This is a genomic window from Delftia sp. DT-2 (assembly GCF_028401915.1).
Lineage (GTDB): Bacteria > Pseudomonadota > Gammaproteobacteria > Burkholderiales > Burkholderiaceae_C > Comamonas > Comamonas tsuruhatensis.
Genome location: NZ_JAQOTI010000012.1, coordinates 132,604 through 157,348 on the forward strand (window position 1 = coordinate 132,604; position 24,745 = coordinate 157,348).

Annotated in this window: 25 protein-coding genes and 1 pseudogene; 9 read left to right on the forward strand and 17 right to left on the reverse strand. The window is 68.9% G+C overall.

Annotation, left to right across the window (positions count from 1 at the left end; all coding sequences use genetic code 11):
- From rpsL to PO605_RS22005, 6 genes and pseudogenes are all read right to left on the reverse strand, one after another.
- A pseudogene (gene rpsL, locus PO605_RS21980) lies at positions 1 to 135 on the reverse strand (30S ribosomal protein S12); the annotation flags it as partial.
- Positions 136 to 292: 157 nt separating this feature from the next.
- A complete protein-coding gene (locus PO605_RS21985) occupies positions 293 to 1,462 on the reverse strand; it encodes a D-alanyl-D-alanine carboxypeptidase family protein (RefSeq protein ID WP_016453570.1) in 1,170 nt (389 codons plus the stop codon).
- A gap of 91 nt (positions 1,463 to 1,553) precedes the next feature.
- Positions 1,554 to 2,189, reverse strand: coding sequence for an alpha/beta hydrolase (locus tag PO605_RS21990; RefSeq protein WP_017405508.1), 636 nt, complete (start codon positions 2,187 to 2,189; stop codon positions 1,554 to 1,556).
- Positions 2,190 to 2,269: 80 nt separating this feature from the next.
- The gene (locus tag PO605_RS21995) at positions 2,270 to 2,644 is read right to left on the reverse strand and encodes a (2Fe-2S) ferredoxin domain-containing protein (protein WP_016448519.1); all 375 of its coding nucleotides are present in this window, start codon (positions 2,642 to 2,644) and stop codon (positions 2,270 to 2,272) included.
- A gap of 10 nt (positions 2,645 to 2,654) precedes the next feature.
- Positions 2,655 to 3,809 (reverse strand): VanZ family protein, encoded by a 1,155-nt coding sequence (locus PO605_RS22000; RefSeq protein ID WP_016448520.1) that lies wholly within the window; start codon positions 3,807 to 3,809, stop codon positions 2,655 to 2,657.
- 31 nt (positions 3,810 to 3,840) lie between these two features.
- Positions 3,841 to 4,269 carry a CopD family protein gene (locus PO605_RS22005; protein ID WP_016448521.1) on the reverse strand — a complete coding sequence of 143 codons (429 nt, stop codon included), beginning with the start codon at positions 4,267 to 4,269 and terminating at the stop codon, positions 3,841 to 3,843.
- A 123-nt stretch (positions 4,270 to 4,392) separates the two neighbouring features.
- Between PO605_RS22005 and hemB the strand changes: the two genes are divergently transcribed.
- Both hemB and PO605_RS22015 read left to right on the forward strand, forming a co-directional pair.
- Entirely contained in the window at positions 4,393 to 5,400 is a 1,008-nt protein-coding gene (gene hemB / locus PO605_RS22010; protein WP_013800242.1) for a porphobilinogen synthase, read from the forward strand.
- A gap of 4 nt (positions 5,401 to 5,404) precedes the next feature.
- Positions 5,405 to 6,622, forward strand: a complete 1,218-nt coding sequence (locus PO605_RS22015; protein ID WP_272206871.1) for a magnesium transporter CorA family protein — start codon at positions 5,405 to 5,407, stop codon at positions 6,620 to 6,622.
- Here PO605_RS22015 and PO605_RS22020 read toward each other — a convergent pair.
- Positions 6,619 to 8,034, reverse strand: a complete 1,416-nt coding sequence (locus PO605_RS22020; protein WP_272206872.1) for a sensor histidine kinase — start codon at positions 8,032 to 8,034, stop codon at positions 6,619 to 6,621. The genes PO605_RS22015 and PO605_RS22020 overlap by 4 nt on opposite strands.
- Between PO605_RS22020 and PO605_RS22025 the strand changes: the two genes are divergently transcribed.
- Positions 8,025 to 8,315 carry a hypothetical protein gene (locus PO605_RS22025; RefSeq protein WP_272206873.1) on the forward strand — a complete coding sequence of 97 codons (291 nt, stop codon included), beginning with the start codon at positions 8,025 to 8,027 and terminating at the stop codon, positions 8,313 to 8,315. The genes PO605_RS22020 and PO605_RS22025 overlap by 10 nt on opposite strands.
- Before the next feature lie 258 nt (positions 8,316 to 8,573).
- On the opposite strand, the gene PO605_RS22030 is transcribed toward PO605_RS22025, so the two are convergent.
- Positions 8,574 to 9,311: a response regulator gene (locus PO605_RS22030; RefSeq protein WP_272206874.1), complete on the reverse strand. Its 738-nt coding sequence runs from the start codon at positions 9,309 to 9,311 to the stop codon at positions 8,574 to 8,576.
- A 262-nt stretch (positions 9,312 to 9,573) separates the two neighbouring features.
- Here PO605_RS22030 and PO605_RS22035 point away from each other — a divergent pair, with 262 nt between their 5' ends.
- The 3 genes from PO605_RS22035 to PO605_RS22045 all read left to right on the forward strand — a co-directional run bounded on the left by PO605_RS22035 (position 9,574) and on the right by PO605_RS22045 (position 13,396).
- Positions 9,574 to 12,144, forward strand: a complete 2,571-nt coding sequence (locus PO605_RS22035) for a choice-of-anchor Q domain-containing protein (RefSeq protein WP_272206875.1) — start codon at positions 9,574 to 9,576, stop codon at positions 12,142 to 12,144.
- A complete protein-coding gene (locus PO605_RS22040) occupies positions 12,141 to 12,785 on the forward strand; it encodes a molybdopterin-dependent oxidoreductase (RefSeq protein ID WP_016448527.1) in 645 nt (214 codons plus the stop codon). The genes PO605_RS22035 and PO605_RS22040 overlap by 4 nt, the downstream gene beginning before the upstream one ends.
- 296 nt (positions 12,786 to 13,081) lie before the next feature.
- A complete protein-coding gene (locus PO605_RS22045; RefSeq protein ID WP_047474489.1) occupies positions 13,082 to 13,396 on the forward strand; it encodes a hypothetical protein in 315 nt (104 codons plus the stop codon).
- Here the strand turns inward: PO605_RS22045 and PO605_RS22050 are convergent, their stop codons facing one another.
- A complete protein-coding gene (locus tag PO605_RS22050; RefSeq protein WP_016448529.1) occupies positions 13,397 to 14,089 on the reverse strand; it encodes a dienelactone hydrolase family protein in 693 nt (230 codons plus the stop codon).
- Between the two features lie 118 nt (positions 14,090 to 14,207).
- On the opposite strand from PO605_RS22050, the gene PO605_RS22055 reads away from it, so the two are divergent.
- Both PO605_RS22055 and PO605_RS22060 read left to right on the forward strand, forming a co-directional pair.
- Positions 14,208 to 14,960 carry an SDR family oxidoreductase gene (locus tag PO605_RS22055; RefSeq protein WP_017405497.1) on the forward strand — a complete coding sequence of 251 codons (753 nt, stop codon included), beginning with the start codon at positions 14,208 to 14,210 and terminating at the stop codon, positions 14,958 to 14,960.
- 13 nt (positions 14,961 to 14,973) lie between these two features.
- Entirely contained in the window at positions 14,974 to 15,621 is a 648-nt protein-coding gene (locus PO605_RS22060; protein ID WP_016448531.1) for a MarC family protein, read from the forward strand.
- A 33-nt stretch (positions 15,622 to 15,654) separates the two neighbouring features.
- Here the strand turns inward: PO605_RS22060 and PO605_RS22065 are convergent, their stop codons facing one another.
- The 7 genes from PO605_RS22065 to PO605_RS22095 form a co-directional block, all read right to left on the reverse strand.
- Positions 15,655 to 16,155, reverse strand: coding sequence for a hemerythrin domain-containing protein (locus tag PO605_RS22065; protein ID WP_034365659.1), 501 nt, complete (start codon positions 16,153 to 16,155; stop codon positions 15,655 to 15,657).
- A gap of 268 nt (positions 16,156 to 16,423) precedes the next feature.
- Positions 16,424 to 17,011, reverse strand: coding sequence for a hypothetical protein (locus tag PO605_RS22070; RefSeq protein ID WP_016448533.1), 588 nt, complete (start codon positions 17,009 to 17,011; stop codon positions 16,424 to 16,426).
- A 144-nt stretch (positions 17,012 to 17,155) separates the two neighbouring features.
- Positions 17,156 to 17,374: a CsbD family protein gene (locus tag PO605_RS22075; RefSeq protein ID WP_012202308.1), complete on the reverse strand. Its 219-nt coding sequence runs from the start codon at positions 17,372 to 17,374 to the stop codon at positions 17,156 to 17,158.
- A gap of 510 nt (positions 17,375 to 17,884) precedes the next feature.
- Entirely contained in the window at positions 17,885 to 18,553 is a 669-nt protein-coding gene (locus PO605_RS22080) for an ABC-type transport auxiliary lipoprotein family protein (protein ID WP_272206876.1), read from the reverse strand.
- A gap of 13 nt (positions 18,554 to 18,566) precedes the next feature.
- A complete protein-coding gene (locus tag PO605_RS22085; RefSeq protein WP_016448535.1) occupies positions 18,567 to 19,529 on the reverse strand; it encodes an MlaD family protein in 963 nt (320 codons plus the stop codon).
- A 213-nt stretch (positions 19,530 to 19,742) separates the two neighbouring features.
- Positions 19,743 to 20,546 carry an ABC transporter ATP-binding protein gene (locus PO605_RS22090; protein ID WP_016448536.1) on the reverse strand — a complete coding sequence of 268 codons (804 nt, stop codon included), beginning with the start codon at positions 20,544 to 20,546 and terminating at the stop codon, positions 19,743 to 19,745.
- Positions 20,546 to 21,676, reverse strand: a complete 1,131-nt coding sequence (locus PO605_RS22095) for an MlaE family ABC transporter permease (protein WP_272206877.1) — start codon at positions 21,674 to 21,676, stop codon at positions 20,546 to 20,548. The genes PO605_RS22090 and PO605_RS22095 overlap by 1 nt, the downstream gene beginning before the upstream one ends.
- Before the next feature lie 326 nt (positions 21,677 to 22,002).
- On the opposite strand from PO605_RS22095, the gene PO605_RS22100 reads away from it, so the two are divergent.
- The gene (locus tag PO605_RS22100) at positions 22,003 to 23,730 is read left to right on the forward strand and encodes a GMC family oxidoreductase (protein ID WP_047474096.1); all 1,728 of its coding nucleotides are present in this window, start codon (positions 22,003 to 22,005) and stop codon (positions 23,728 to 23,730) included.
- On the opposite strand, the gene PO605_RS22105 is transcribed toward PO605_RS22100, so the two are convergent.
- Positions 23,727 to 24,650 carry a LysR family transcriptional regulator gene (locus PO605_RS22105; protein WP_272206878.1) on the reverse strand — a complete coding sequence of 308 codons (924 nt, stop codon included), beginning with the start codon at positions 24,648 to 24,650 and terminating at the stop codon, positions 23,727 to 23,729. The genes PO605_RS22100 and PO605_RS22105 overlap by 4 nt on opposite strands.
- Between the last annotated feature and the right edge of the window lie 95 nt (positions 24,651 to 24,745).

Sequence of the window (24,745 nt, forward strand, 5' to 3'; positions counted from 1 at the left end):
AGGCTTCTTGGGCGTCGTGGTGTACACACGGGTGCACACGCCGCGGCGCTGAGGGCAGTTTTCCATAGCAGGGCTCTTGGATTTGACAACTTCGACCGTGCGGCCCTGACGCACGAGTTGGTTAATGGTTGGCATTAATAAACGTCCCTAAACGTGAATTGCTTGCGAAAAGCGAAAACGTGAATCCCTTCGGAAATTCCGAAAAGCCCTCGACTGTACCAGCTTGCAGGAGATCGCACAACTGCACCCCCTTCAAGCCGGTACGCGAGGGCCTGCGCGACAGGCGCGGGGCTTACTTGATCCAGAGGCGGATCGCATCCCAGGCACGGCCGAAGAAGCCAGCCTGCTCCACGCCTTCCAGCGCCACCAGCGGCACTTCGGCCACGGTGTCGGCCCCCAGCTTGACCTTGAGCGTGCCCATGGCCTGGCCCTTGGTGAACGGAGCGATCAGCGGGTCCTGGCGCACGACTTCGGTGCTCAGCTTGCCGCCACTGCCGGCCGGCACGGTGACCACGATGGGCGTGGTGCGGCCGATCTTGACGGTGCCCGCCTTGCCCTTCCAGACCTCGGGCGTGGCCACGGCCTGCTCGGCATCGAACAGCTTGACCGAGTCGAAGGCCGCATAGCCCCAGTTCAGCAGCTTCTGGCTTTCATTGGCGCGCGCGTTCTCGCTGGCGGCGCCCAGCACGATGGAGATCAGGCGGCGGCTGCCCACGTTGGGCAGATCGCGCTTGGCCGTGGCCACCAGGCAGTAGCCGGCCGCAGCGGTGTGGCCGGTCTTGAGGCCGTCCACGGTCGGGTCGCGGAACAGCAGCGAGTTGCGGTTGGTGCCGTTGGAGGCCGGCGTGCCCGGGTAGAAGTACTTCTTGGTCGAGTAGTAGTGCATGTACTCGGGGAAGTCCTGCATCAGGCGCTGCGCGAGGATGGACAGGTCACGCGCCGTGGTCAGGTGGCCGGGCTCGGTCAGGCCTTCGGGGTTCTTGTAGCTGGTGTTCTTCATGCCCAGCGCCTTGGCCTGCTCGTTCATGAGCCGCACGAAGTTCTCGGCCGAGCCGCCCACGCCTTCGGCCAGGGCCATGGTGGCGTCGTTGCCGGATTGCACGATCATGCCCTTGATCAGGTCATCCACCGGCACCTGCATCTTGGGGTCGATGAACATGCGCGAGCCCGGCATCTTCCAGGCGCGCTCGCTGACGGGCAGGCGCTGCTCCAGCGTGATCTTCTTGGCGCGCAGTGCGTCGAAGACCAGGTAGCCGGTCATGAGCTTGGTCAGCGAGGCCTGCTCGATGGGCGCATCGATGTCCTTGGCACCCAGCACCTGGTTGGCGGTGACATCGACCAGCAGATAGTTGCGCGCCGCGATCTCGGGCGGCTGGGGCGGGGTGATCTGCGCCAGCGCCAGGGCCGGCGCCATGGCCGCTGCCAGTGCCAGGACTCGCAGCGTGGAGGAAATGGGCTTCATGAGGAAAACTCTCGCTAAAGGGCAGGTAAAGCAGGAAAGGCGGAAGATGCCCGCCGGCTGGGGCGGGCCTATTGAGCAGCGGCGCGGGCCGCTAGGGAAGTGAGCGCAAATGGCGGACCACGAGACTCTTGAGCAGCGGCAATTGTCCGTGAAAGAAATGACCGCCCCCGGGCACGACGGTAACAGGCAGTATCTGCGGGCGCGCCCAGTCCATGACGGCCGACAGCGGCACCGTGTCATCGGCCTCGCCGTGCACCACCAATGTCCGGTCATGGGCTTCGGGCGGCACGGGGGCCACCGAGAAACGGCTGGCCGCCGTGCCCACCAGCACAGCCTTTTCCACCCGGCCTTCATTCCACAGGCCCGCCAGCACATGGCTGGTGACGAAGGCGCCGAAGGAAAAGCCCGCCAGCGCGATCGGCCCTTCGGGAGCGACCTGGCGGACCACGGACAGCATGTCCTCGGCCTCGCCGATGCCTGCGTCGTGCTCGCCGGCACTGGCACCCACGCCACGGAAGTTGAAGCGTACGGCCGTGTAGCCGCACTGCACGAAGGCCCGCGCCAGGGTCTGCACCACCTTGTTGTCCATGGTGCCGCCAAACAGCGGATGGGGGTGGGCGATGATGGCCACGCCGCGCGCAGTCGCATCGGCGGCCGGCGCGTCGCGCAGGGCCTCCACGGCCCCGGCAAGGCCGGTCAGGGTCAAACGTTCGGTCTGCGCATTCACAATCGCTATCCTAGTAGTAGCAGCCAGTCCAAGCTGACAAAGCACTGATGCCCGGAAAGGCCCAAAGTTCCAGCCGGTGCTCAGCGGCCCACGTCGGGCGGCAGCAGCAGGCGCTCCACGGGCTGGCCGTTCTTGAGATGGGACTCGACGATCTCGTCGATATCGGTCTCGTCCACGAAGGTGTACCAGGTACCTTCGGGGTAGACCACGGCCACGGGCCCGCCCGCGCAGCGGTCCAGGCAGCCGGCCTTGTTCACGCGCACCTGGCCCTTGCCGGCCAGGCCCAGCTGCTTGACCTGCTTCTTGCAGTGGTCGAAGCCTGCCTTGGCGCCGTGCAGCGCACAGCAGTCCTCGCCGCCAGGCCTCTCGTTGAGGCAAAAGAAGATGTGGCGCGCATAGTAGTTGCCTGCGCCTTGCTGGCCGCCTTCGGCCCCGGGACGTGGGTTTTCGCTCATGCAGCGGATTCTAGGCCTGCGTCTGCTGCCCCGAAGGCGCCGGGGGCGCTGAAGGTGCAGGCGGCAGCGGCCCTGCATCGCGGCGCGCCACCCTGAGCAGCACGTAGACCAGGGTGGCATAGGGCCACAGCCAGCCCAGCCACTGCCCCAGCCCGTAGAAGCGGATGAAACGCCCCTGCTCCCAGGCCTGCAGCGTCTCGGAGAAATAGGCACTGGTGGGCGCCTGGTTCAGGATGCTCAGTTGCAGCACCAGCACCAGCATCAGCAGGGCTGCACAGGCGCGGCGCGGCAGCGGCAGGGCCACCATGGCCAGGCCCACGCCCCCCCATACGCCCATGCGCACCGGCAGGTCCACCCACTCCCAGGCATGGGCAGGTCCCCAGCTCAGCGCGGCCGACATCGCCGAGACCGCGATGCCGATCACGATGGCCGAGCCCGCCAGCACGGCGCGCCGGCCCATGTGGCGCATCACGCAATAGGCCAGCAGGCAGGGCACCCACAGGCCCAGCATCACGCACAGCATCTCGGTCACGGGCGACAGCGGCGTCAGGGCCGACTCGCGCAGCGGCAGCCACATGAGAAAGGGCGTGCCTTCGAGCAGGTCCAGCAGGCCCTGCTCCAGCCGCTCCAGCACCTGGCCCAAACCGAAGGGCACGGCGGCAGGAAAGAGCAGCGCCCAGGGCCACAGCGCCAGCAGCACCATGGCGCCGCCGCCATCCTCGCCCAGCCAATGGGTGCGAAAGGCGCTCCAGCGCGCCAGGGCGCCCAGGCGCTCCAGCAGCAGCGCCACCAGCGCGCCCAACAAGGTGCCGCCCGCATTGAGCACCAGATCCAGGTTGGAGGGAACGCGCCGCGGCAGGTAGATCTGCAGGAACTCCATGGACAGCGACAGCAGGGTGCCTGCCAGCGCCGCCAGCGGCACGGCCGCGCGCGGGCTGCCGCTGCGCACCAGGGCCAGCGCCAGGAAAAAGCCCAGCGGCGCATAGCCGACGATATTGGTATTGACGTCGAACCAGGTCCAGTACGGCGGCGGGATCTTTGCCGTCAGGAAGACCAGCGGATCAATGCCCTGGGCACGCCAGCCATCGAAGGGAAACAGGCTGGCGAAAACGATGAGCACCGCATAGACCAGTGCCAGCGGCCAGGCCGAAGTCCTTTGCACCACGCCCTGCCTCCCTCTTCGTTGGATCGGTTTCTCAGAAAGGTTTGACGACCACCAGGATGACGATGGCCGCCAGCAGCAGCACCGGCACCTCGTTGAAGAAGCGGAACCAGCGGTGGCTGTGCTGGTCCCGGTTGTCGATCAGCTTGCGCAGCAGGCGCGCGCAGGCGTGGTGGTAGCCGATGACCAGCAGCACGCCGGCCAGCTTGGCATGCATCCAGCCGTTGCCCGGCCCCTTGCCGATGCCGTAGCCCAGGTACAGCCACAGGCCCAGGCCCAGTGCAGGCACGGCCAGCAGCGTGGTGAAGCGCAGCAGCTTGCGTGCCATGAGCAGCAGGCGCTCGCGCTCGGCCACCGAGCCGGGCGTGACCATGGCCACGTTGACGAAGATGCGAGGCAGATAGAACAGGCCCGCAAACCAGCTTGCCACGAAAACGATATGAAAGGCTTTGACCCACAGCATGCGGGCAGTGTACGTGCGTACAGGGGTGCGCCAGGCTGCGCAGGCGCAAAAGCCGAGTCCCGCGTGGAGGCGTCGTCGCCAGGGTTGCGGGGCCTGCGGCGGGAATGGGGCACAATTTTCGGCATGCATCTGTCCAGCCCCACCCCCTTCCCGCACAACCGCCCTCGCCGCCTGCGCCGCGACGCCTTCACGCGCAATCTGGTGCGCGAGAACGTGCTCACGGCCCATGACTTCATCTACCCCGTGTTCGTGCACGAAGGCACGAACCAGCGCGAGGCCGTGCCCTCCATGCCCGGCGTGGACCGCCTGAGCCTGGACCTGCTGCTGCCCGTGGCCGAGCAGTGCGTGCAGCTGGAGATCCCGTTCCTGGCGCTGTTCCCCGCCATCGAGACCTCGCTGAAGACACCCGACGGCAAGGAGGCGCTCAACCCCGACGGCCTGATCCCGCGCGTGGTGCGTGCGCTCAAGAAGGAATTCCCGCAACTGGGCGTGATGACCGACGTGGCCCTGGACCCCTACACCAGCCACGGCCAGGACGGCATCCTGGATGAGTCCGGCTACATCATCAACGACGAGACCGTGCAGGTGCTGGTGGGCCAGGCCCTGAACCATGCCGAGGCCGGCGTGGACATGGTGGCGCCCAGCGACATGATGGATGGCCGCATCGGCGCCATCCGCGAGGCGCTGGAGGCCCATGGCCACATCCACACCCGCATCATGGCCTACAGCGCCAAGTACGCCAGCGCCTTCTACGGCCCGTTCCGCGATGCCGTGGGCACGCGCGGCGCGCTGGGCAAGGCCGACAAGAACGTCTACCAGATGGACCCCGCCAACACCGACGAGGCCCTGCGCGAAGTCGCCCAGGACCTGGCCGAAGGCGCCGACATGGTCATGGTCAAGCCCGGCATGCCGTACCTGGACGTGGTGCGCCGCGTCAAGGACGAATTCGGCGTGCCCACCTTCGCCTACCAGGTCAGCGGCGAGTACGCCATGCTCAAGGCCGCCGCCGCCAACGGCTGGCTGGACCATGACCAGGTGATGATGGAATCGCTGCTGGCCTTCAAGCGTGCGGGTGCCGACGGCATCCTGACCTACTTCGCCATCGACGCCGCGCGCAAGCTGCGCGGCTGAACGCATGCCGCGGGTGACGCCGCCCACGGGCACGGGAGCCGCTCCCCCAGCCGGGAACGCCAGGAGCATGCGCATCTTCCACCTGCAGCCGGGCGGCGCCACCGAACTGGCCGACCTGCCCGGGCAGGCGCCCGCGCAGGGCTTCCTGTGGATCTCCTGCACCCGCGCCACCTTGCAGGAGCGGCTGGCCGACGTGCAGCGCACGCTGCAGCTGCTGTCGGGCCAGCAGCTGGTGGACCTGCATGTCTCGGACCTGCTCAACGCCCAGCTGCCATCGCGCTACGACTACACCTCGCAGTACGACCTGCTGGTCTTTCGCCGCCTGGCCAGCGGGCAGGCACGTACCGCCCCGCAGGCCGGCACGGCCTCTTCGCCTGCGGCGCAGGCGGCGCCCCCCTCGCCTCCCGTGCGCCGCACAGGCCCGCCCGTGCTGCGCAACATCGACACCAGCCCCGTGGGCTTTGCCATGTTCGACCAGGTGCTGCTGTCCGTGCACCCCGACGACTGCACCGTGCGCGACGCCTATGCCGCGCGGCTGCTGGCCGCCATGCCCAGCGATCTGCGCGAGGGACGGCTGAACCCCACATCCGGCACGCGGCTGCCGGCCAGCCCGGCCGACCTCATGCTGCGCGTGGTCAACCTCATCGTGGACGGCTTCCTGGACCTGCGCCGCGAACTGTCGCGCCAGCTGGACCACTGGCAGACCGAGCTGCTGCGCCCGCGCACGCGCTTTGCCAACTGGGGGGCGCTGCTGGACGCACGGCTGGCCCTGCATGAGCTGGACGAAGTCTGCGAAGACCAGCGCGCCGCCGTGCAGGACTGGACGGACGCGCTGGAGACCTGGGCGCCGCCTGAAGATGCGGCGGCGCTGCGCGAGCTGGACCTGCTCAAGGTGCGCAGCCGCGACGTGCTGGAACACATAGAGCGCGTGGTCCACCACGTGCGGCGGCTGGAGCAAAGCACCGAGACCGTGGTGCAGATGCATTTTTCGGTGCAGAGCAACCGCACCAACGACATCATGCGCACGCTCACCGCGCTGACGGCCGTCTTCCTGCCGCTGAACCTGATTGCCGGCATCTTCGGCATGAATTTCGAATTCATCCCCCTGGTGCACAAGCAGGACGGCTTCTGGTGGGCCATGGGCTCGATGATGGCGATTGCCGTGGGCCTGACCATGTTCTTCTGGCGCAAGCGCTACATGGCGCGCACGGCGCAGGGCTAGGGCCCCGCCCGCTCCAGCGGCATCCACAGCGTGAAGCGATTGCCGCCGGCCAGCGGCGCCCAGTCCAGCCGCGCCTGCAGCGCCAGCGCGCGTGTGCGCATGTTCACCAGTCCCTTGCGGCCCTCGGTGGGTGCCCGGGCGCGGTCGAAGGGGTGGCCGTCGTCCTCCACCAGCACCTGCACGCCGGCCCGGCCGTCCAGCGGGGCCTGGGCCGTGCGCACCGTGATCTCGCGCGCGCCGCTGTGCTTGATGATGTTGGTCAGCACCTCCTGCAGGATGCGCAGCACATGCAGGGCGGCCTGCGCGTCCAGCCAGGGCAGCGCGGGCAGGTCGCTGACCTCCCAGTGCATCCGCAGCCCCGCCCCCTCCAGGCGCGGCCCCAGCCGATAGCGCAGCCCGGCCAGCAGCGCCAGCAGGTCGCAGTCCAGCGGCTCCAGCGAATCGATGGACAGCTTCAGGTCATCGATGCACTCCTGCAGCAGCTGCACCAGGTCCACCGTGCCGGCCTGGTTGAACTCCACCACGCGCAGCGCGCTCATCAGCGAGGAGCCCACGCCGTCGTGCATCTCGCGCATCAGGCGCTGGCGCTCCTGCATCAGCGTCTGCTCGCGCTCCACGGCCAGCAGGCGCTCATGGGCCTGGGCCAGCTCCGCCTCCTGGGCCTTGAGCCGTTCCGCCAGATGCAGGTTGGCGTTCTCGGCCACGGCCAGCGCGCCGTTGTAGCGCCGGTAGGCCACCAGCAGGAACAGCGTGAACAGCCCCAGGTACACATAGGGCGTGAGGTAGATGCTCTCCATGCTGATCAGGTAGCTTTGCAGCGCCAGGTCATGGAAGCCGATGGGAAACGACAGCAGCATCCACACGGCCAGCATGGTGCTGCCGCCATCGCGCATGCGCCAGGCGCCCGCCACGGCCATGCACAGCACCAGGATCTCCGGCGGCACCATCAGCAGCCGCAGCAGCGGCAGGATGGTCTCGTGCGCCGGGCCCCACAGCGGCACCGCCACCAGCAGCACCGTGCCCACATAGCCCTGCAGCACCCGGCCCAGCCAGGGCCGGCGCCTGCGCTGCATCAGGCACAGGAAATGGAAGGCCGCCACCGTGGCGCCCATGAGGCCGGCCAGCGTCAGCCAGGAGAACCAGCCGTCCGACAGGGCCAGCCCCTCGCCGTCCACCATGAACTGCAGCGAGCCCAGCAACTGGCACAGCGACATCAGGAAGAACAGCAGGAACACCACATCCCCTCGCCGCCGCTGCAGCGTCCACAGCGCCAGCGCGAACAGGCCCAGCACCAGGTAGGAGCCCGCCGTGTAGACCACCAGATCGGCCTGGAGCAGGCTGCGCAGCCGCCAGGACAGGCGCAGCGTCTCGGCCGGCCCCGCCCACGCCCTGCTGGCTGGCCATGCGCACATGCACCTGCAGCGGCCTGCCCGGCTGCGCCAGCCCGCCCAGGTCCAGCCACACCGGCCGGTTGAAACTGTTCCACACCCGGCTGCCGCGCGTCTGCCAGGCCAGCGCCCCGTCCACATACACCGCCACCGTGCCCACCGTCTGCCAGCGCGGGATGTACAGGCGCGCGCCCTGCGGCGTGGGCGCCAGGGCTTCAGGCGGCACCACGGCGCGGAACCAGCGCACCTCCGGTGGCGCCAGAGCCAGGTCGCCGCTGCCCGACACGGCCCTGTCGCCCCCATAGGGCAGGTCCACATCGCTCCACGGCGTCGATGCATCCAGCACCGCGTCGTCGGCCGACGCAAGCGCCGCAGGCGGCGCCCAGTGCGGGCTGTCCGACCGCCACAGCTGCGCCTGGCGCAGTTGCACCGCTTCACCTGCGACGGGGCCACGCAGCCCGAATGCCCCCGCCAGCAGCATCGCCAGCGCCACCAGTCCCGCCGAAACCAGCAAGACCCTCCCCCGCAGCAGCGGCTGCGTCATCTGCCCACCGTGGCGGCGCTCATTGCCGCCCCTCGGCCAGCCAGCCGCGCTGCAAGGCCACATGCATCATCTGCGTGCGGCTGGACACCTGCAGCTTGCCGTAGATGCGCCGCACGAAGGTGCGCACCGTATGGCGCGACACGCCCAGCTGGCGCGCCACCTCGTCCAGCGTATGGCCGCGCGCCACCAGGCGCAGCACTTCCAGCTCGCGCGCGGACAGCGCCTGCGCGGCGGCCTGCGGCTCCACAGGCCGTTCCAGCCCTGCCACCGCCCCGGCCCGCTGCTGGCGCAGCAGCAGCTTGCGCGCCACCATGGGATTGATGGGGCTGCCGCCCGCGTGCAGGCTGCGCACTTCCTCCAGCACCGCGTCGGCGGCCAGGTCCTTGAGCAGATAGCCCATGGCGCCGGCCTCGATGGCGGCCAGCACATGCTGCTCGTCGCCAAAGATGGTGCTGACCATCACCGCCGCCCCGGGATGGCGGGCACGCACGGCAGCAATCACCTCCAGGCCGCTGCCGTCGGGCAGGCCCAGGTCCACCAGCATCACGTCCATGGCACCGGCCCCATCGGCCCGGCCGAGCTGGTGCAGGGCCTCCGTGCGGCTGGCTGCCGCCCAGCACAGGACCATGTCCTTCGCGGCATTGATCACGCCCACCAGGGCATGGCGGCAGGCGGCGTCGTCCTCCACCACGGCCACGCGGATGGGTGTGGCGCCACCCGTCGCGGCGGCAGAGGAAGGGTCTGTGTGCGTGTCCATGGAGGTGGAGTGCGTGGCGAGGGCCGCATGTTCACATGGAACAAGACCGCTGTCATGTCGCCCGGATAGGCGACATGGGCGACATGAGCGGCATGGCGACCCCCCGCCCCTCTCATCGGCCATGTAGCCCGAACGGGGGACATACAGAAAGCCGGACACCCCATAGATTTGCCCTCTTCAGCACATCACCGAGATGCTGTGCCTACCGAGGGGGTCCGCCATTTCCATCATCCACCCGTCTGCTGCAGCCGACGCACCACCCATGCCCACGCCGAGCCCCTGGGGCCGGACATTCCTGGGCCTGACGGGCGGGTTGGCCTTGGCCCTTGCCGGCGCCGCGGCCCAGGCCGCCACACTCACCGTCACCACCGCCGGCGAGATTGCAGACACCGAGCCGCTGTCTCGTGCCCAATGCTCGCCTGCCGCAGGCGACCGCAACTGCGACACCCTGCGCGACGCCATCAACCATGCCGCCGATGGCGACACCATCGTCTTCGGCGCGGCCCTGGATGGACAAACCATCTCGCTGACCCGCTTTACCAACTGCCTGGACACCGGGCAGGCCGCCGGCGCCACCTGCCTGCCGCTGGCCAGCTGGCCCGGCTACGTCTCGCAGTTCGGCCCCAGCGCCTTCTTCATCAGCGGCAAGCGCATCACCATCGATGCCAACGCCAATGGCCTGACGCCCCAGGGCGTGAGCGTGCAGCGCCTCGGTACCGCACCCGGTTTCCGGCTGTTCGACATCGATGCGCAGGGTGGCCTGGTCATGCGCGGCCTGACCCTGGCCGGGGGGCAGGCCACAGGCGGCTCCAGCCGCTTTGGCGGCGGCGCGCTGGGTGCGGGCGGTGCCATCTTCAATCGGGGCCAGCTCACCATCGAACGCAGCACGCTCACGCGCAATCACGCACAAGGGGGGCAAGGAGGCAGGCTTTCCTTGAACTCCTTTGCAGGTGCCGGCGTGGGCGAGGATGGGACTTTGTCCCCGGGGGGAGGGCCGAACGCTGGCGGCCCGAACGATGGCGGCCTGGGCGGTGGCAGTGGCAGCGCCAGCGGCAAGAACGGCGGCTTCGGTGGTGGCGGCGGCGGCTCCGGCGGTGGCGGATTTGGCGGTGGTGGTGGCCGTCGTGGCAGCGGTGGCGGCTTCGGCGCCGGCAACGGTGGGGGCGGCCCCTTCGACGCTGGCGGTGGCGCAGGCGGCATGGGAGGGGCCATTTTCAACAACGCAGGCACCTTGACGCTGAACCAGGTCACCCTGGCTGGCAACGGTGCACACGGCGGGCTGGGCAACAGCAGCGGCGGCGGCGCCGGCCTGGGTGGCGCCGTTTTCAACTACAACGGCGTGCTCACCATCCGTTTCTCCACCCTGGCCGGCAATACCGTGCAGGCCAATGGCGACGACAACCCGGCCGCGCAAGGCGGCGCCATCTACAGCCTGGGCGATTCCCAGGCCGCCTGCAGTGCGGGTGGCAACATCAGCTGCACCCGCAGCGGTGCCTCGCTGCAGATGCAGGCCAGCATTGTCCAGGACAGCGTGTTCGAGCCGGCCACCAAACAGCCCGCTGGCAGGGACTTGGTGCTGGACCTGCGCAATGGCGGCACCAGCGATGCCAGCGGCAGCAACAATCTGCTGGGCCTGGCGCAGGCCCTGAACAATGCCGACATCAGCGCCCTGGCCTTCACCACGGGCAACCCGCAGCTCGGCCCCCTGGCCAGCCACGGCGGCCCCACCCAGACCATGTTGAACACCACCGGCAGCCCGGCACTGGACGGGGTGGCCTGCACGGCCGCACCCGGCACGGACCAGCGCGGCGTGGTCAGGCCCCAGGGTGCGCGGTGCGACATCGGCGCCGTGGAGGCGAACGTCTTCCAGGCGGCATTGACCGTTCTGACCAGCGGCGCGGGCGGCGTATCGGCGCAGGCCTCCCCGCCTGCAGCCACGGGTGCCATACAGGACTGCGGCCGCCCAGGCGGCCTGTGCCAGGCCGGCTATGGCTACTTCGAAGGCGCGCCCACCCTGGTGACCCTGGCCGCCACACCCGACGCTGGCCATGCCTTTGCCACCTGGGGTGGTTCCTGCAGCGGCAGCACGTCCACCTGCAGCTTCACCATCGACGCAGCCAGGAGCGCACAGGCCAGCTTCACGGCCTTCAGCGTCACGGCAAGCCTGCCCTCCGGCACCTACGGCACGGCCTACAGCCAGCCGCTGGCGCCCGTGCCCAGCGGCGGCGTGGGGCCGTTCAGCTACAGCGTGGGCGGTTTGCCCGCAGGCTTCAGCCAGGCCGCCGGCACCCTCTCGGCTCCGGCCACGCAGGCGGCAGGCAGCTACAGCTTCACGCTGACCGCCACCGATGCCAACGGCGCCACCACCGCACCCGCAGCCGTGACCGTGGTGATCGGCCCGGCAGCCACCAGCGCCCACCTGTCGGCCTCCCCCGCTGCGCTAGGCCATGGCCAGAGCGTGACTTTCAGCGCCCAGGTCACGCTGCCTGCCGGCGCCAGCGGCACGGTGGATTTCTTGAGCGGAACGCAGGTGCTGTGCGCCAGCGTTGCGGTGACCGGCGGGCAGGCCAGCTGCAGCGTGCCCCGGCTGCCACCGGGCACGGCCACGGTGCAGGCGCGCTATGTGCCCGGTGATGGCAATACCTCCGGCTCGGACAGCAACACCGTGACCGTCACGACAGCCGCTGCGGCGCCCATTCCAGCGCTGGGCGCCGGGGGGATTGCGCTGCTGGGCCTGCTGACCGCAGCGGGCGCGGCGTTGTCGCGCAGGATGGGCACTTCACGGAAAATCGGCGCTGGCACATCGCCACGCACCCCCAGGAGTTCCCCATGACCGCATCCGCAAGCCGGAGCCCGCTTTCACGCCGCAGCCTGCTGGCCGCCAGCGCAGCCACCGGCCTGGCCCTGTGCGAAAGCGCCCTGGCCGCCCCAGCCGCCCCCGGGAAAAGCACCGAAGCCGCCGTGCTCACCATCAGCGGCCCCGGCGTGCGCGGCAACCGGGGGCCGCTGGACCCGGTGGCCGATCTGCTGCTGAAAAACCATGGCCTGGCCTTCGACTCGGCCTGGACCACTGGGGCCGGTGCGCTGGAGCGCCTGCCCACGGTGGAGATCACGCCCCATATCGAATACGACGGCCAGCCCCACCGGCTGCGCGGCCCGCTGCTGGCCACCGTGCTGCAGGCGGCCGGCGTGGACAGCGCCGCCGCAGCGGCCAAGGGCCAGTGGATCACCCTGCAGGCCATCGACGGCTACCGCGCCCAGCTGCCGCTGGCGCAGGCCCTGCAATGGCGCATGCTGCTGGCCACGCACATGGACGGCCGGCGCCTGGGCCTGGGCGGCCTGGGCCCGCAATGGGCCATGTACGACGCCGACCGCATTGCCGATCTGGCAGGCAAGCCCCTGAAGGAACGCTTTGCGCAGGCGCCCTGGGGGCTGTACCACATGGGGCTGCACGCGCAGCAACCCCAAGGTTGAACCTGGCTTCAGAGCGCGGCAGAACGCGCATTTGGAGTACCATTTCGCGATCCCCTCGGGGGATACGGGCTTGGCGGCCCGAAACAACGTAGGCGCAGCAGCCGCACGCCTTTTTCACGAGGCAGCGGCTTTTTTCATCTTCCCGGTGCTGCGCCGGGCACGGTTCCGTTTTGGCGGGGCTGTGCGGGACCTCCGCAAGGGGGTGCCGGTCCTACGTCCGGTCCGCCAACCTGCACAGTCCTGCCACCTCTCTTGGCGGAGTGGCGGCAGGCTCTTTATGTCACGTAGGAGCTGCCATGGCTGACATCACTCCATCCGGCGAAACAGTTGCCACCCCTCCCTCTTCCACCCTAGGCCCGCCCGGGGAAGAAACCAGCCTGTACTACCCCATTTCCGAATACGAGGTCTATCGCATCAAGGACTGCATGCACCAGATGGGCCTGGTGATCGACCTGTGCTGCATGGCCGGCCCAGACCAACAACTGAACGACCTGGGCGGGCTGATGAGCTTCCTGACCGCGCAGCAGCGCGCGCTGCGGGGCACGCTGCAGACCGTGCAGGCGCGCAAGGCGACGCCGGGGCCGGCCTGTGATCCGGACCCCGGGGGTTGATCAGGCAAGGTGCTGGTCGAAGAAGGCCAGCGTGCGGTCGCGCGCCTGCAGGGCGCTGGCCTCGTCGTAGGCGCTGCGCTGGTCGCAGTTGAAGCCGTGGTCTGCGTCGTACAGGTGCACCTGCACATGCTTTTGCGCCTGGGCAAAGGCCTGCACGGCGTCCACGGGAATGTGCGCATCGCGCCGGCCGAAGTGGGCAATCACGGGGCACAGCGGCTCGCGGCCCATCTCCAGCGGCGTGGTCATGCCGCCGCCGTAGTAGCAGGCTGCAGCCGACAGGCTGGGCAGGTTGCAGGCCGCGCGCCAGGCCCACAGGCCGCCCCAGCAAAAGCCCACGATGCCCACCTTGCCGCCGGGCACCAGCGTGGCGGCATGGGCGATGGCGGCCTCGATCTCGGGCAGCACGCCGGGCTGGGGCAGCGCCTCGGCGGCGGATTTCAGCGCCATGCCCTTGGCACGGTCGGCGTCGCCGTAGCCCAGGTCCACACCCGGCTCCACACGCGTGAACAGTGACGGCGCCACGGCCACATAGCCCCGCGCCGCAAGCCGGTCGGTCACGGCGCGGATATGGGCGTTGACGCCGAAGATCTCCTGCAGCACGACGATGGCACCGCGCGCGGGCACGTCGGGGCGGGCCACCCAGGCCGGCGAAGACGTGCCATCCAATGAAGTCAACTGCACAAAACTGCCCATGTCCGCGTTCCTTTCTGTCTGAGAACCTGTTGTGATTTCCCGGTGGGCGGACGCGCCCCGCAATGCTGTAATGGCGGCGGGCCGGCCCGTGCGGCAATTCTTTCACAGGAGACATTCGATGGAACGAAAAGTCGTGCTCATCACCGGCGGCAGCCGCGGCATAGGCGCCGCAACGGCACGCATGGCAGCTCACCGGGGCTGGGACGTGGTGATCAGCTACCAGCACCAGCGCGATGCGGCCGAGGCCGTGGTGGCCGACGTGCAACTGGCCGGCACCCGCGCGCTGGCCGTGCAGGCCGATGTGGGCGACGAAGCCGAGGTGCTGGCCCTGTTCGGTGCGGTGGATGCGCAGTTCGGCCGGCTGGATGCCCTGGTCAACAACGCCGGTGTGGTGGACCGCGCGCAGACCGTGGCCGAGATGAGCGTGCAGCGGCTGGAGCGCATGTTCCGCGTCAATACCATCGGCAGCTTCATCTGCGCGCGCGAGGCCGTGCGGCGCATGAGCACCCGCCACGGCGGACGGGGTGGCGCCATCGTGAACGTCTCCAGCATCGCTTCGCGGCTGGGCGCACCGGGCCAGTACGTGGACTATGCGGCCGCCAAGGGCGCGTTGGACGTGATGACGCTGGGCCTGTCCAAGGAAGTCGCCGCCCAGGGCATACGCGTGAACGCCGTGCGGCCCGGCTTGATAGAGACCGACATCCACGCCAGCGGCGGACAGCCCGACCGCGTCGAGCGCCTGGCGCCCAACGTGCCCATGCAGCGCGGCGGCAGGGCCGAGGAGGTGGCCGACGCCATCCTCTGGCTGATGTCCGACGGCTCGCACTACACCACGGGCAGCCTGGTCGATATCTCGGGCGGCAACCTCTAGCTCCAAGGCAACCATGGACCTCAAACCGCTGATCACTTTGGTGGCCATCATCAACCCGCTGGCCATCGTCCCCTTCTTCATCCACTACACCGAGGGATTCAGCGCCCAGCAGCGCCAGCAGACCATTCGCACGGCGGCGCTGGCCTCGTTCTGCGTGATCGCGGCCTGCGCCATCATCGGGCTGCAGGTGCTGGACTTCTTCAACATTTCGCTGCAGAGCTTCCAGGTGGGCGGCGGCCTGCTGCTGCTGATCAGCGCGATGAACATGCTCAACGCCCGCCCGGCCGAGGAACGGCCCAACGCGCCCACTCTGGCGGCAGGCGCGGAAAAGGCTGCCATGGGCAACAGCATTGCCGTGGTGCCGCTGACGATTCCGCTGCTGACGGGGCCGGCCTCCATGTCCACCGTGGTGATCTATGCCGACCAGGCACGCACCATCTGGCAGCACCTGGCGCTGGTGGGCTATGGCGTGGTGGTGGCCCTGGTGGTGATGGTCTGCTTTTCGCTGGCCGACCCGATTGCGCGCGTGCTGGGCAAGACCGGCATCAACGTGATGACGCGGCTCATGGGCCTGATCCTCGCGGCCCTGGCCGTGGAGGTGATGGCGGGCGGGCTGGTGAAGATCTTCCCCATCCTGGCCTCGCCAGCGATCGTGCCCTGAACGGGCTGGCTGGCCGATTGAAGGCCTGCCGGATCAGGCCGGCACGGCCCGCGCGCGGTCGGCGCTGCCGTCGCAGGCACCGCCGCAGCCCGTGATGGGCTGCTCGGGCAAGGCCTCGGGGTGGGCCAGCGAGCCCGTGGCGGGATCGAAGCCCGCGCTGCGCAGATGCAGGGCCAGCGCCGCATCCATGGTCTGCGCATGGTGCACGAACCAGGCCGCCAGCTCGCCCGCCATGCTGCGGATCACGGCCAGATCCCCCGCTGCCGCCTTGGCCGCCCCCTCGCGCATCACCTGCAGCACCACCTTGTGCTGCAGGCTGTGGCAGTTGGTGCTGGTGAACCGCGTGGACTGCATCCAGCGGTCTTCCTGGTCGAAATGCACCTGCGTATGCGCGATCAACTCATCCCAGCGCGCGCACAGCTGCGCATCATCGGCCGCCTCCACCTCGGCCAGCAGCAGCACGAACTCCTGGTGCACCTCGTCCATGGCCGGCAACTCCAATGCCAGCGCTCCGCTCCATTCCAGCACGGCCATATGCTTCTCCTGCCTTCATCGTGAAAGCCTGCAGCTTAGGAACAGCACCGCCCAACCCGTTTGACCCACATCAGCCAACCCGAAAACAGCAAAGCCCCGCGAGCGGGGCTTGGTCAAGGCGGATAAAACTGGCGCGGCCAAAAGGCCAGGGGCACCGAGCAAGAGCCGCCTCGCGGCGAAGGTGCCGTCCCCCTCCCTTGCGAAGCAAGTAGAGAGGCGCCGTGCCACGGGGGGAAGGCGCGCAGCGCCTCAGGGGATGCCTACCAGCTTACTGTCCATATTTACGCTTGGCATCCGCCACGCAGGCATCCTTGGCGTCACCGCTCATGGTGTCGCAACGGGCCTTGGCAGCCTTGTAGTCGGCTTCGCGGGTTTCCTCGGCAGCGTCCTTGCGGGTCTCGGCCACGTTGGCGGCCTTGGCGGCAGAGTTGGCGGCAGGTTCGGCCTGGGCCTTGTTCACCTTGGCGGCTTCGACGGCACGCACATGGGCAGCCTTGGCATCCTTCACGCAGACGTCCTTGGCGTCGCCCTTGAGGTCATCGCACTTTTCCTTGGCGATGTCGTAGTCCGCATCAGCCTTGGCCTTGAGTGCCTTTTCGCTGTTCTTGGGCGAAGGATTGCGGCGCGATTCCAGTTCAGCCTTGGCGACGTTTTCCTGGCCCTTGGCCTGCTTCTCGCAGACGTCCTTGGCGTTGTCCTTGAGCGGCTTGCACTGTTCCTTGGCAGCCTTGTAGTCGGCCTCGATCTGGTTCTTGGCGGCCGTGTGCTCGGCATTGGTCATGGCCATGGCGCCGGAGGCCATCAGGCCCAGGGCGACGGCGGACAGCATGTGGCGAAAGCGTTGCGGTGTTTGCATGATGGAACTCCTTGTATTTGTACTGAACCGGCCCTTGGTGCCTGCGGCGGCGGGCCATTGGTGCGTGCCCTCAGGCACGCTGGCTGTCGAGGAGCGGATGGGGGCGCCGGCCAGGGCGTCCAGCCCATCCGCAGTCCACCCTCGTCAGTCTTCGAAGCGGAAGTCGGGGTTGCGCTTTTGCCAGTCGGTCAGCTGCTTTTCGGCAGCGTCGCGGGCCAGACCCTGGCGCTCCTGCAGCTTGCCCAGGAATTGCTCGCGCTTGCCGGCGATCACGTCCAGATCGTCATCGGTGAGCTTGCCCCATTGCTCACGGATCTTGCCGGTGAATTGCTTCCAGTTGCCCTTGATGCGGTCTTCATTCATGGCTTGTTCCTTTCAGTGATGTTGAAGTCGTGCCGTGCAATCAGGCCTTGTTTTTTCAAAGCCGCGATCTGCATCAGCGACGGTTCCACTGTAAAAAACCTGGGGGCTGCGCGCCGTAGTCTGGACCTAGTGTTGACGGTCGTCCCAGGGGCAGCCGAGACGGTGGGATCGGGACTACAGCCCCTGACGGACGCGCGGGAAGCGCTGGGTCAGGCGCGGCCCGCCCCTGCCCTGAGTACCGGCCTTTTCCTCGTATGTCCGCGCCTGCCCCGCAGCGCAGCGAAGGGGTCGCGGACATCCGGGTCGCCTTCTTTGTTTCTTGGCGAATCAAGAAAGGGCAGTCGGCTGCCGGGCCGAGACCCGGCCTCGAAAAGCAACCACCCGGCAGGGGCGGAAAAAGCCCCACTTGCTTGCAGAGCCAATTGCCCGAGAACAAAAAACGGCCAGCGGATGCAATGCACCCACCAGCCGTTCTCAAGAGAATGGATGGGCTGGAAATCCAGCAGCAGCTCAGTGCCCCTGCTGCCCCAGCCACGCATCGATCTGCGCAATGGCCGCATCCGTGGCCTTGGCCAGGGCCTGGGCGCCGCCCGCCGCATCGCCCGAAGCTGCAGGACTGCGCACCTCGAACACCTTCTGTCCGAGCAGGCGGTCCACGGCACCGCTTTGCTCGACCAAGGTGGCGCGCAGGCGCACCACGCCGGCACTGGAGCCGGGCGCATCAAAGACCTGGCTGAACTCTTCGATGTCCACGCGCAGCAGCGTGGGCACGGCGCCTTGCAGGCGCGGCTGGGCCACGCTTTCGCTGCTGGCCAGCACGGGGCGCTGCAGGCCCAGTTGGCTGCGCAGGCGCTGCTGCAGCAGCAGTGCAGGGGGCTGGCTCCAGCGCGCCAGCTGGTAGGGGCGCAGTTCCTGGCCGTTGGCATAGGCCAGGCGGTAGAACATGGCCGTGCTGCCGTCGGACAGGGCGGGGGCCTCCACATCGGCCAGCGCCAGCGGCGTGCGTGCCTGCGGGGCGGCGGATGTGGTGGACTGCGCGGGCGTGGACAGCGGCGCCAGGCCGAAGTCATAGCGCGCGGGCTGGGCGGGGGGCTGCGGCAGGGCCGAGCAGCCGGCCAGCAGGATCAGGGCGGCGGCCAGTCCAGCGCTGGCCACGGCGGTCTTGCGAGATGGGGACATGCGGGTTCCTCGGTCAGGGCTGGGTGGCTGCAGACGGGGCGACGAAGCCGGGCTCGCCCGGCCCCGGACGGGCCTGGCCCGGCCCGTAGATCACGGCCTGCGGGTTGTCGCTGAAGCGGCTGGCCGCCGTGCCCATCTGGCGCGCGGCGCGCGAGACATCATCGGCCGCTCGGTTGGCGTGCGGCACCGTGCTGCGGCCCAGCGAATCGGCCATGCGGGTCAGTGCGCGCGTGCTCTGGGCGATCTGCTCCAGCGGCCCGTCCTGCGCGTTCACGCGGCGCACGGTCTGCTGCAGCTCGGACGCCACGGCGGCGGCTCCGTTGCTGGCCTTCTCCAGCGACTGCAGGGTGTTGTGGGCGTCGGCGGCGAGCTGCGGCACCTGGGTGGACAGCGTGCGGTCCAGGTTCTGCGTGAGCTGCTGCACGCCTGCGGCAGCGGCCGCAATGTTCTCCAGCGCCTGGCTCACGCGCTTTTGGTTGTCGGTGTCCAGCATGTCGCTGAGGCGGCGCGAGATTTCATCGGCGCGCTCCAGCAGCACCTGCCCCTGGTCGGCCAGCATGCTCAGCGGCGAAGAGCGCAGCGGCAGGCGCGGCAGGCCGCTGGGGCCCGGGGGCAGTTGGGGCTGGGGCTGGTCCGCATCATCGAGCTGCACATGGGCCAGGCCCGTGACGCCCTGGTAGCCCAGCACGGCGAACGTGGTGGGCGTGATGGGCGTGTTCACACCGATGGCGATGCGGATCAGCACGTTGCCATTGGTCTGCGGATCGAACCCGATGCGCGTGACCTTGCCCACCGCCACGCCCTTGTAGCGCACGGCGGCCTGGGCCTGCAGGCCGCTGATGCCATCCTTGGTGGACAGCTCGTACTCGTTGTACTGCCGCGTATCGCGCGTCAGCCAGATCGCCAGCCCCGCCAGCAGGGCCGCCACGACCAGCACGAAAATGCCGGCCGCCATGGCATGTGATTTGTTTTCCATATCAATGGTCCATAACGTTGAGCCCAGCAAAACAAGGCATGGGGCCACAGCCCCCAGGGCCAGCACTCAGAGCGCGGCCTTCAAAACCGGCGCACCCCAAGGCAAGGGACACCGAGCAAGGGCCGCCCCGCCGCGAAGGTGTCGCCGGGTGCCCGTACGCCCCCCCCCGCAAAGCGAGAGGGGGGAAGGCGCGAAGCGACTCAGGGGGGCTTCTCATACCGTGCTCATCGCGCGCCTGCCGCGCTCGCCCTGGAAGAAATGCTCGATGAACGGATGCTTGAACTCGGCCACCTCGCGCGGCGGGCCGCTGACCAGCACCTTCTTCTCGGCCAGCACGGCCACGCGCGAGGACAGTGCGAACAGCGTGTCCAGGTCGTGCGTGACCATGATGACGGTCAGGCCCAGCTCGGCACGCAGCTCGCGCAGCAGTTCGCAGAATTCGTCGGAGCTGGTGGGGTCCAGGCCGGCCGTGGGCTCGTCGAGCAGCAGCAGGGGCGGGTCCATGATCAGCGCCCGCGCCAGCGCCACGCGCTTGATCATGCCGCCCGAGAGATCGGCCGGCATGCGCGAGGCATGCTCGGGCTTGAGGCCCACCATCTGCAGCTTGACCAGGGCCGCGTCGCGCACCAGTTCGTCGGGCAGCGTGCCCTGCTCGCGCAGCGCGAAGGCCACGTTGTCCAGCACGCTGAAGGCCGAGTACAGCGCCCCGTGCTGGAACAGCATGCCCACGCGGCTGGCGGCGCCCTCGCGGCCCATTTCGCTGGCCGGGCGGCCCAGCACTTCGACGCGGCCCTTGGTGGGCTCCAGCAGCCCCAGCATCTGGCGCAGCAGCACGGTCTTGCCCGTGCCCGAGCCGCCGACGATGGACAGCATCTCGCCGCGCTGCACATCCAGGTCCAGGTCCTGGTGCACGGCAAAGGCGTTCTCGCCTTCGCCGAACACGCTCCACAGCCCGGCGATGCGCACGATGGGCTCGTCGGCTGCGGGCGTGGAGGAGGTTTCGGTGTCCATGGCCATCAGATTCCGACATCTTTGAAAAGGATTGCGAAGATCGCATCCACCACGATGACCATGGTGATGGCCGACACCACCGAGGCCGTCGTGCCCTTGCCCAGGCTCTGCGTATTGGGCTCCACGCGCAGGCCCCAGTGGCAGCCGATCAAGGCGATGAGGGCGCCGAAGACCACGGACTTGCCCATGGCGATCCAGAGGTTGCCGATCTTCACGGCGGCAGGCAGCGCCTCGGCAAAGTAGGCGCCCGTGACGCCCATGGTCAGGTCGGCGGCCAGCATGCCGCCGGCCAGCGCGGCCAGCGTGGTCCACAGCGAGACCAGGGGCATGGCAATGGCCAGCGCCAGCGCACGCGGCAGCACCAGGCGAAAGCCGTGCGGTATGCCCATGACCTGCATGGCGTCCAGCTCTTCGGTGACGCGCATCACGCCGATCTGGGCGGTGATGGCCGAGCCCGTGCGGCCCGCCACCAAGATGGCTGCCAGCAGCGGGCCCAGCTCGCGGATCAGCGAGATGCCCAGGATGTTGACGATGAAGGATTCCGCCCCGAACTGGCGCAGCTGCAGCGCCATCAGGTAGGCCAGCACCACGCCGATCAGAAAGCCCACCAGGGCCGTGATGGGCAGGGCCGTGGCGCCCATGGAGTAGAGGTGGCCGGAAATGTCGCGCCAGGGCCCCCGGTGCGGGGCACGCGTAAAGCGCACCAGGTCGATCAGCAACTGGCCGATGAGCCGCGTCAGCTGTGCGAAATGGCCACAGGCGTTGATGACCAGGCAGCCCAGGCTGTCGATGTGCTCCAGCAGGCTCAGGCGCGGGGCCGGCGGTGCAGGCTCCTTGGAAAAACGGGCCACGCGGTCGAGCATGGCGCGCTGCGCGTCGCTGGCCGCCAGGCGCGCGGGCAGGCGACGGCCCCAGTGGTTCCACAGCAGCTGCGCGCCCACGTGGTCCAGCCAGTCCAGCCCTTGCAGGTTCCAGCCCAGGTCATCGCCCTTGGCATCGGCCAGCTGCGCACGCAGCCTGCGCCACTGCGCCCGCCGGCCCAGCTCGGCCGCGCCCCAGGAGCCGGTCAGCAACGCCCACTGGCCGTCGTTGTCGCGGCGCAGGCTGCATTGGGGGGGATTGTTGAGGGCAGACAAGTGCGGGAAGTCCTTGGGGGTTGCGAAGGCGGGGCCGAGGCGCGCGGGCAGGCACGGTGGCACGCCCGCCAAGACCGCAGGATAACCGAGCGGCGCGGCCCGCAGATTGCCCCGCAACGCCGTGTGCGCGACGGCTTTGCCCTACGCGTGCAATTTTTATCAAAAAACCAGCGGGACGGCCATCGCTGCTGCATGCGCTGCTGCGAAAAAAGGAGTCCAGCGCGCTTTCCCTCTCGACAGTGCGCATGCCGTCCGCACAATGGGCCGAAGCACCAACCCCGGCTCCCAAGGACGTTCCGGCCCGCAGCGGACGCCCGCCCATCTCCATGAGCAATACCACCTTCGACTACATCGTCATCGGCGCCGGCACGGCAGGCGCCCTCCTGGCCAACAGGCTCTCGCGCGACGGCCGCAGCCGCGTGCTGCTGATCGAGGCGGGCGCCAAGGACGACTACCACTGGATCCACATCCCCGTGGGCTACCTGTACTGCATCGGCAATCCGCGCACCGACTGGCTGTACCAGACCGAACCCGACGAAGGGCTCAACGGCCGCAGCCTGCGCTATCCGCGCGGCAAGACGCTGGGCGGCTGCTCCAGCATCAACGGCATGATCTACATGCGCGGCCAGGCCCGCGACTACGACGGCTGGGCCGAGCTGACCGGCGACGACGCCTGGCGCTGGGACCAGGTGCTGCCGGCCTTTCGCCAGCATGAAAGCCATTGGCGGCTGGACGCCGGGGGCGACGCCGATGCGCGCTTTCGTGCCCTGCACGGCGGCACGGGCACAGGCGGCAGCGGCGAATGGCGCGTGGAGCGGCAGCGCCTGCGCTGGGACATCCTGGATGCCTTTGCCGAAGCCGCCCAGCAGGCCGGCATTCCGGCCACCGAGGACTTCAACGGCGGCAGCAACCAGGGGGTGGGCTACTTCGAGGTCAACCAAAAGGGCGGCCTGCGCTGGAACACCGCCAAGGCCTTCCTGCGGCCCACCTGCTATGGCCGCCCCAACTTCGAGCTGTGGACCCATGCCCAGGTCAGCCGGCTGCTGTTCGAGCCGTTGCCCGCCGGCGGCCTGCGCTGCAGCGGCGCCCAGGTCTGGACCGGCTCGGAAATGGTCGATGTGCAGGCCAGCCAGGAGGTCCTGCTGTGCGCGGGCGCCGTGAACTCCCCGCAGATCCTGCAGCTGTCGGGCATAGGCCCGGGGGCGCTGCTGCAAGGCCACGGCATCGCCGTGCGCCACGACCTGCCCGGCGTGGGCGAGAACCTGCAGGACCATCTGCAGATCCGCTCGGTCTACAAGATCAAGGGGGCGCGCACGCTCAACACCATGGCCAATTCGCTGTGGGGCAAGGCCGGCATCGGCCTGGAGTACCTGCTGCGCCGCAGCGGCCCCATGAGCATGGCGCCCTCCCAGCTGGGCGCCTTCACGCGCAGCAGCCCCCAGCAGGCGCACCCCAATATCCAGTACCACGTGCAGCCGCTGTCGCTGGACGCCTTCGGCGAGCCGCTGCACGGTTTTCCGGCCTTCACGGCAAGCGTCTGCAACCTCAACCCCACCAGCCGGGGCACGGTACGCATCCGCAGCGGGGACTTCCGCCAGGCGCCTGCCATTGCGCCGCACTACCTGTCCACGCCCGAGGACCGGCAGGTGGCCGCCGACAGCCTGCGCGTGACGCGCCGCATCGTCGGCCAGAGCGCGCTGGCGCGCTTTGCCCCCGAGGAATGGAAGCCCGGCGTGCAATACCAGAGCGACGAGGACCTGGCCCGCCTGGCCGGCGACATTGCCACCACCATCTTCCACCCGGTGGGGACCACGCGAATGGGCCGCGCCGACGACCCCATGGCTGTGCTCGACAGCCGCCTGCGCGTGCGCGGCGTACAGGGCCTGCGCGTGATCGATGCAGGCGCCATGCCGCGCATCACCAGTGGCAACACCAACAGCCCGACGCTGATGATGGCGGAGAAGGCCGCCGGCTGGATTCTTGCGGACAGGCAGGGCCGGGGCCAGGAGCCGGCACGGCAGAGCACGGAACCGGCCGTTGCGCTGGCCGCCTAGGACTGCTCCTGCAGCAGCGGCGGAATCGCCGCCAGCAGCGCATCGATGGTCACGCGCAGCCGGTAGGGCAGAAAGCGCGTGCGCGGCCACAGCACATGCAGGGGAATGCGCGCGGCCGGCACGTCGGGCAGCAGGCGCACCAGCGCCCCGCTGTCCAGCGCACTGCGCACCCGCCACAGCGGCATGTGGGCCAGGCCCGCGCCCTGCAGCGTGGCCGTGGCGATGGTTTCTATGTCGTCAAAGCCCAGCGCCGGCTCCAGCACGGGCGCGGCCAGCGATCCATCCTCACCGGCCAGCCCCCAGGGGGCGGCGCGGCCGCTGCGCATATAGGCAATACAGCGATGCCCGGCCAGGTCGGCCACGCTGCGCGGCACGCCATGGGCCTGCAGATAGGCGGGTGATGCGCACAGCACCATGGTTTGCATGCCAAGGCGCCGCGCAACCAGCCAGTCGCTGTCAGACAGTTCCCCGCTGCGTATGGCCAGGTCAATGCCGTCATCGGCGAAGTCCAGCTGGCGGTCGGTGAAGCTGGCCTCGATGCGCAGGCGCGGATGCAGCTGCGCCAGCTCCAGCAGCAAGGGAGCCACGTGGTGGCGGCCGAAGACCACGGGTGCGCTGATGCGCAGCCGGCCCACCACTTCCCGCCGCCCGGCTTCCAGCATGTGCCGGGCGGCATCCAGGTCCTCCAGCGCCTGCGCGCAGCGCTCGTAGAACATCTGGCCGTCCTCGGTCAGCCCCAGGCTGCGCGTGGTGCGCACGAACAGCCGCGCGCCCAGGCGCTCTTCCAGCCGCGCCACGGCCTTGCCAACAGCCGAGCGCGCAAGGCCCAGGCGCTCGGCCGCCTGGGCGAAGCTGCCGGCCTCGGCCGAGGCGACGAAAGCGCTGACGCCTGCCAGCCTGTCATTTGCAATTGGTTCCATAAATTCTACAAACCATAGCCTCAATTGAATCAATGCAATTATGGAGGAATCAATAGACTGAAGTCCTGTTTGATATCTGCCTCGAAAGGACCGCC

Coding starts and splice junctions, on each gene's coding strand:
- PO605_RS21985 (WP_016453570.1), bottom strand. CDS start 1,462: ATGAAGCCCATTTCCTCCACGCTGCGAGTCCTGGCACTGGCAGCGGCC.
- PO605_RS21995 (WP_016448519.1), bottom strand. CDS start 2,644: ATGAGCGAAAACCCACGTCCCGGGGCCGAAGGCGGCCAGCAAGGCGCA.
- PO605_RS22005 (WP_016448521.1), bottom strand. CDS start 4,269: ATGCTGTGGGTCAAAGCCTTTCATATCGTTTTCGTGGCAAGCTGGTTT.
- hemB (WP_013800242.1), top strand. CDS start 4,393: ATGCATCTGTCCAGCCCCACCCCCTTCCCGCACAACCGCCCTCGCCGC.
- PO605_RS22015 (WP_272206871.1), top strand. CDS start 5,405: ATGCCGCGGGTGACGCCGCCCACGGGCACGGGAGCCGCTCCCCCAGCC.
- PO605_RS22025 (WP_272206873.1), top strand. CDS start 8,025: ATGCGCACATGCACCTGCAGCGGCCTGCCCGGCTGCGCCAGCCCGCCC.
- PO605_RS22020 (WP_272206872.1), bottom strand. CDS start 8,034: ATGTGCGCATGGCCAGCCAGCAGGGCGTGGGCGGGGCCGGCCGAGACG.
- PO605_RS22030 (WP_272206874.1), bottom strand. CDS start 9,311: ATGGACACGCACACAGACCCTTCCTCTGCCGCCGCGACGGGTGGCGCC.
- PO605_RS22035 (WP_272206875.1), top strand. CDS start 9,574: ATGCCCACGCCGAGCCCCTGGGGCCGGACATTCCTGGGCCTGACGGGC.
- PO605_RS22040 (WP_016448527.1), top strand. CDS start 12,141: ATGACCGCATCCGCAAGCCGGAGCCCGCTTTCACGCCGCAGCCTGCTG.
- PO605_RS22045 (WP_047474489.1), top strand. CDS start 13,082: ATGGCTGACATCACTCCATCCGGCGAAACAGTTGCCACCCCTCCCTCT.
- PO605_RS22050 (WP_016448529.1), bottom strand. CDS start 14,089: ATGGGCAGTTTTGTGCAGTTGACTTCATTGGATGGCACGTCTTCGCCG.
- PO605_RS22055 (WP_017405497.1), top strand. CDS start 14,208: ATGGAACGAAAAGTCGTGCTCATCACCGGCGGCAGCCGCGGCATAGGC.
- PO605_RS22060 (WP_016448531.1), top strand. CDS start 14,974: ATGGACCTCAAACCGCTGATCACTTTGGTGGCCATCATCAACCCGCTG.
- PO605_RS22065 (WP_034365659.1), bottom strand. CDS start 16,155: ATGGCCGTGCTGGAATGGAGCGGAGCGCTGGCATTGGAGTTGCCGGCC.
- PO605_RS22070 (WP_016448533.1), bottom strand. CDS start 17,011: ATGCAAACACCGCAACGCTTTCGCCACATGCTGTCCGCCGTCGCCCTG.
- PO605_RS22075 (WP_012202308.1), bottom strand. CDS start 17,374: ATGAATGAAGACCGCATCAAGGGCAACTGGAAGCAATTCACCGGCAAG.
- PO605_RS22080 (WP_272206876.1), bottom strand. CDS start 18,553: ATGTCCCCATCTCGCAAGACCGCCGTGGCCAGCGCTGGACTGGCCGCC.
- PO605_RS22085 (WP_016448535.1), bottom strand. CDS start 19,529: ATGGAAAACAAATCACATGCCATGGCGGCCGGCATTTTCGTGCTGGTC.
- PO605_RS22090 (WP_016448536.1), bottom strand. CDS start 20,546: ATGGCCATGGACACCGAAACCTCCTCCACGCCCGCAGCCGACGAGCCC.
- PO605_RS22100 (WP_047474096.1), top strand. CDS start 22,003: ATGAGCAATACCACCTTCGACTACATCGTCATCGGCGCCGGCACGGCA.
- PO605_RS22105 (WP_272206878.1), bottom strand. CDS start 24,650: ATGGAACCAATTGCAAATGACAGGCTGGCAGGCGTCAGCGCTTTCGTC.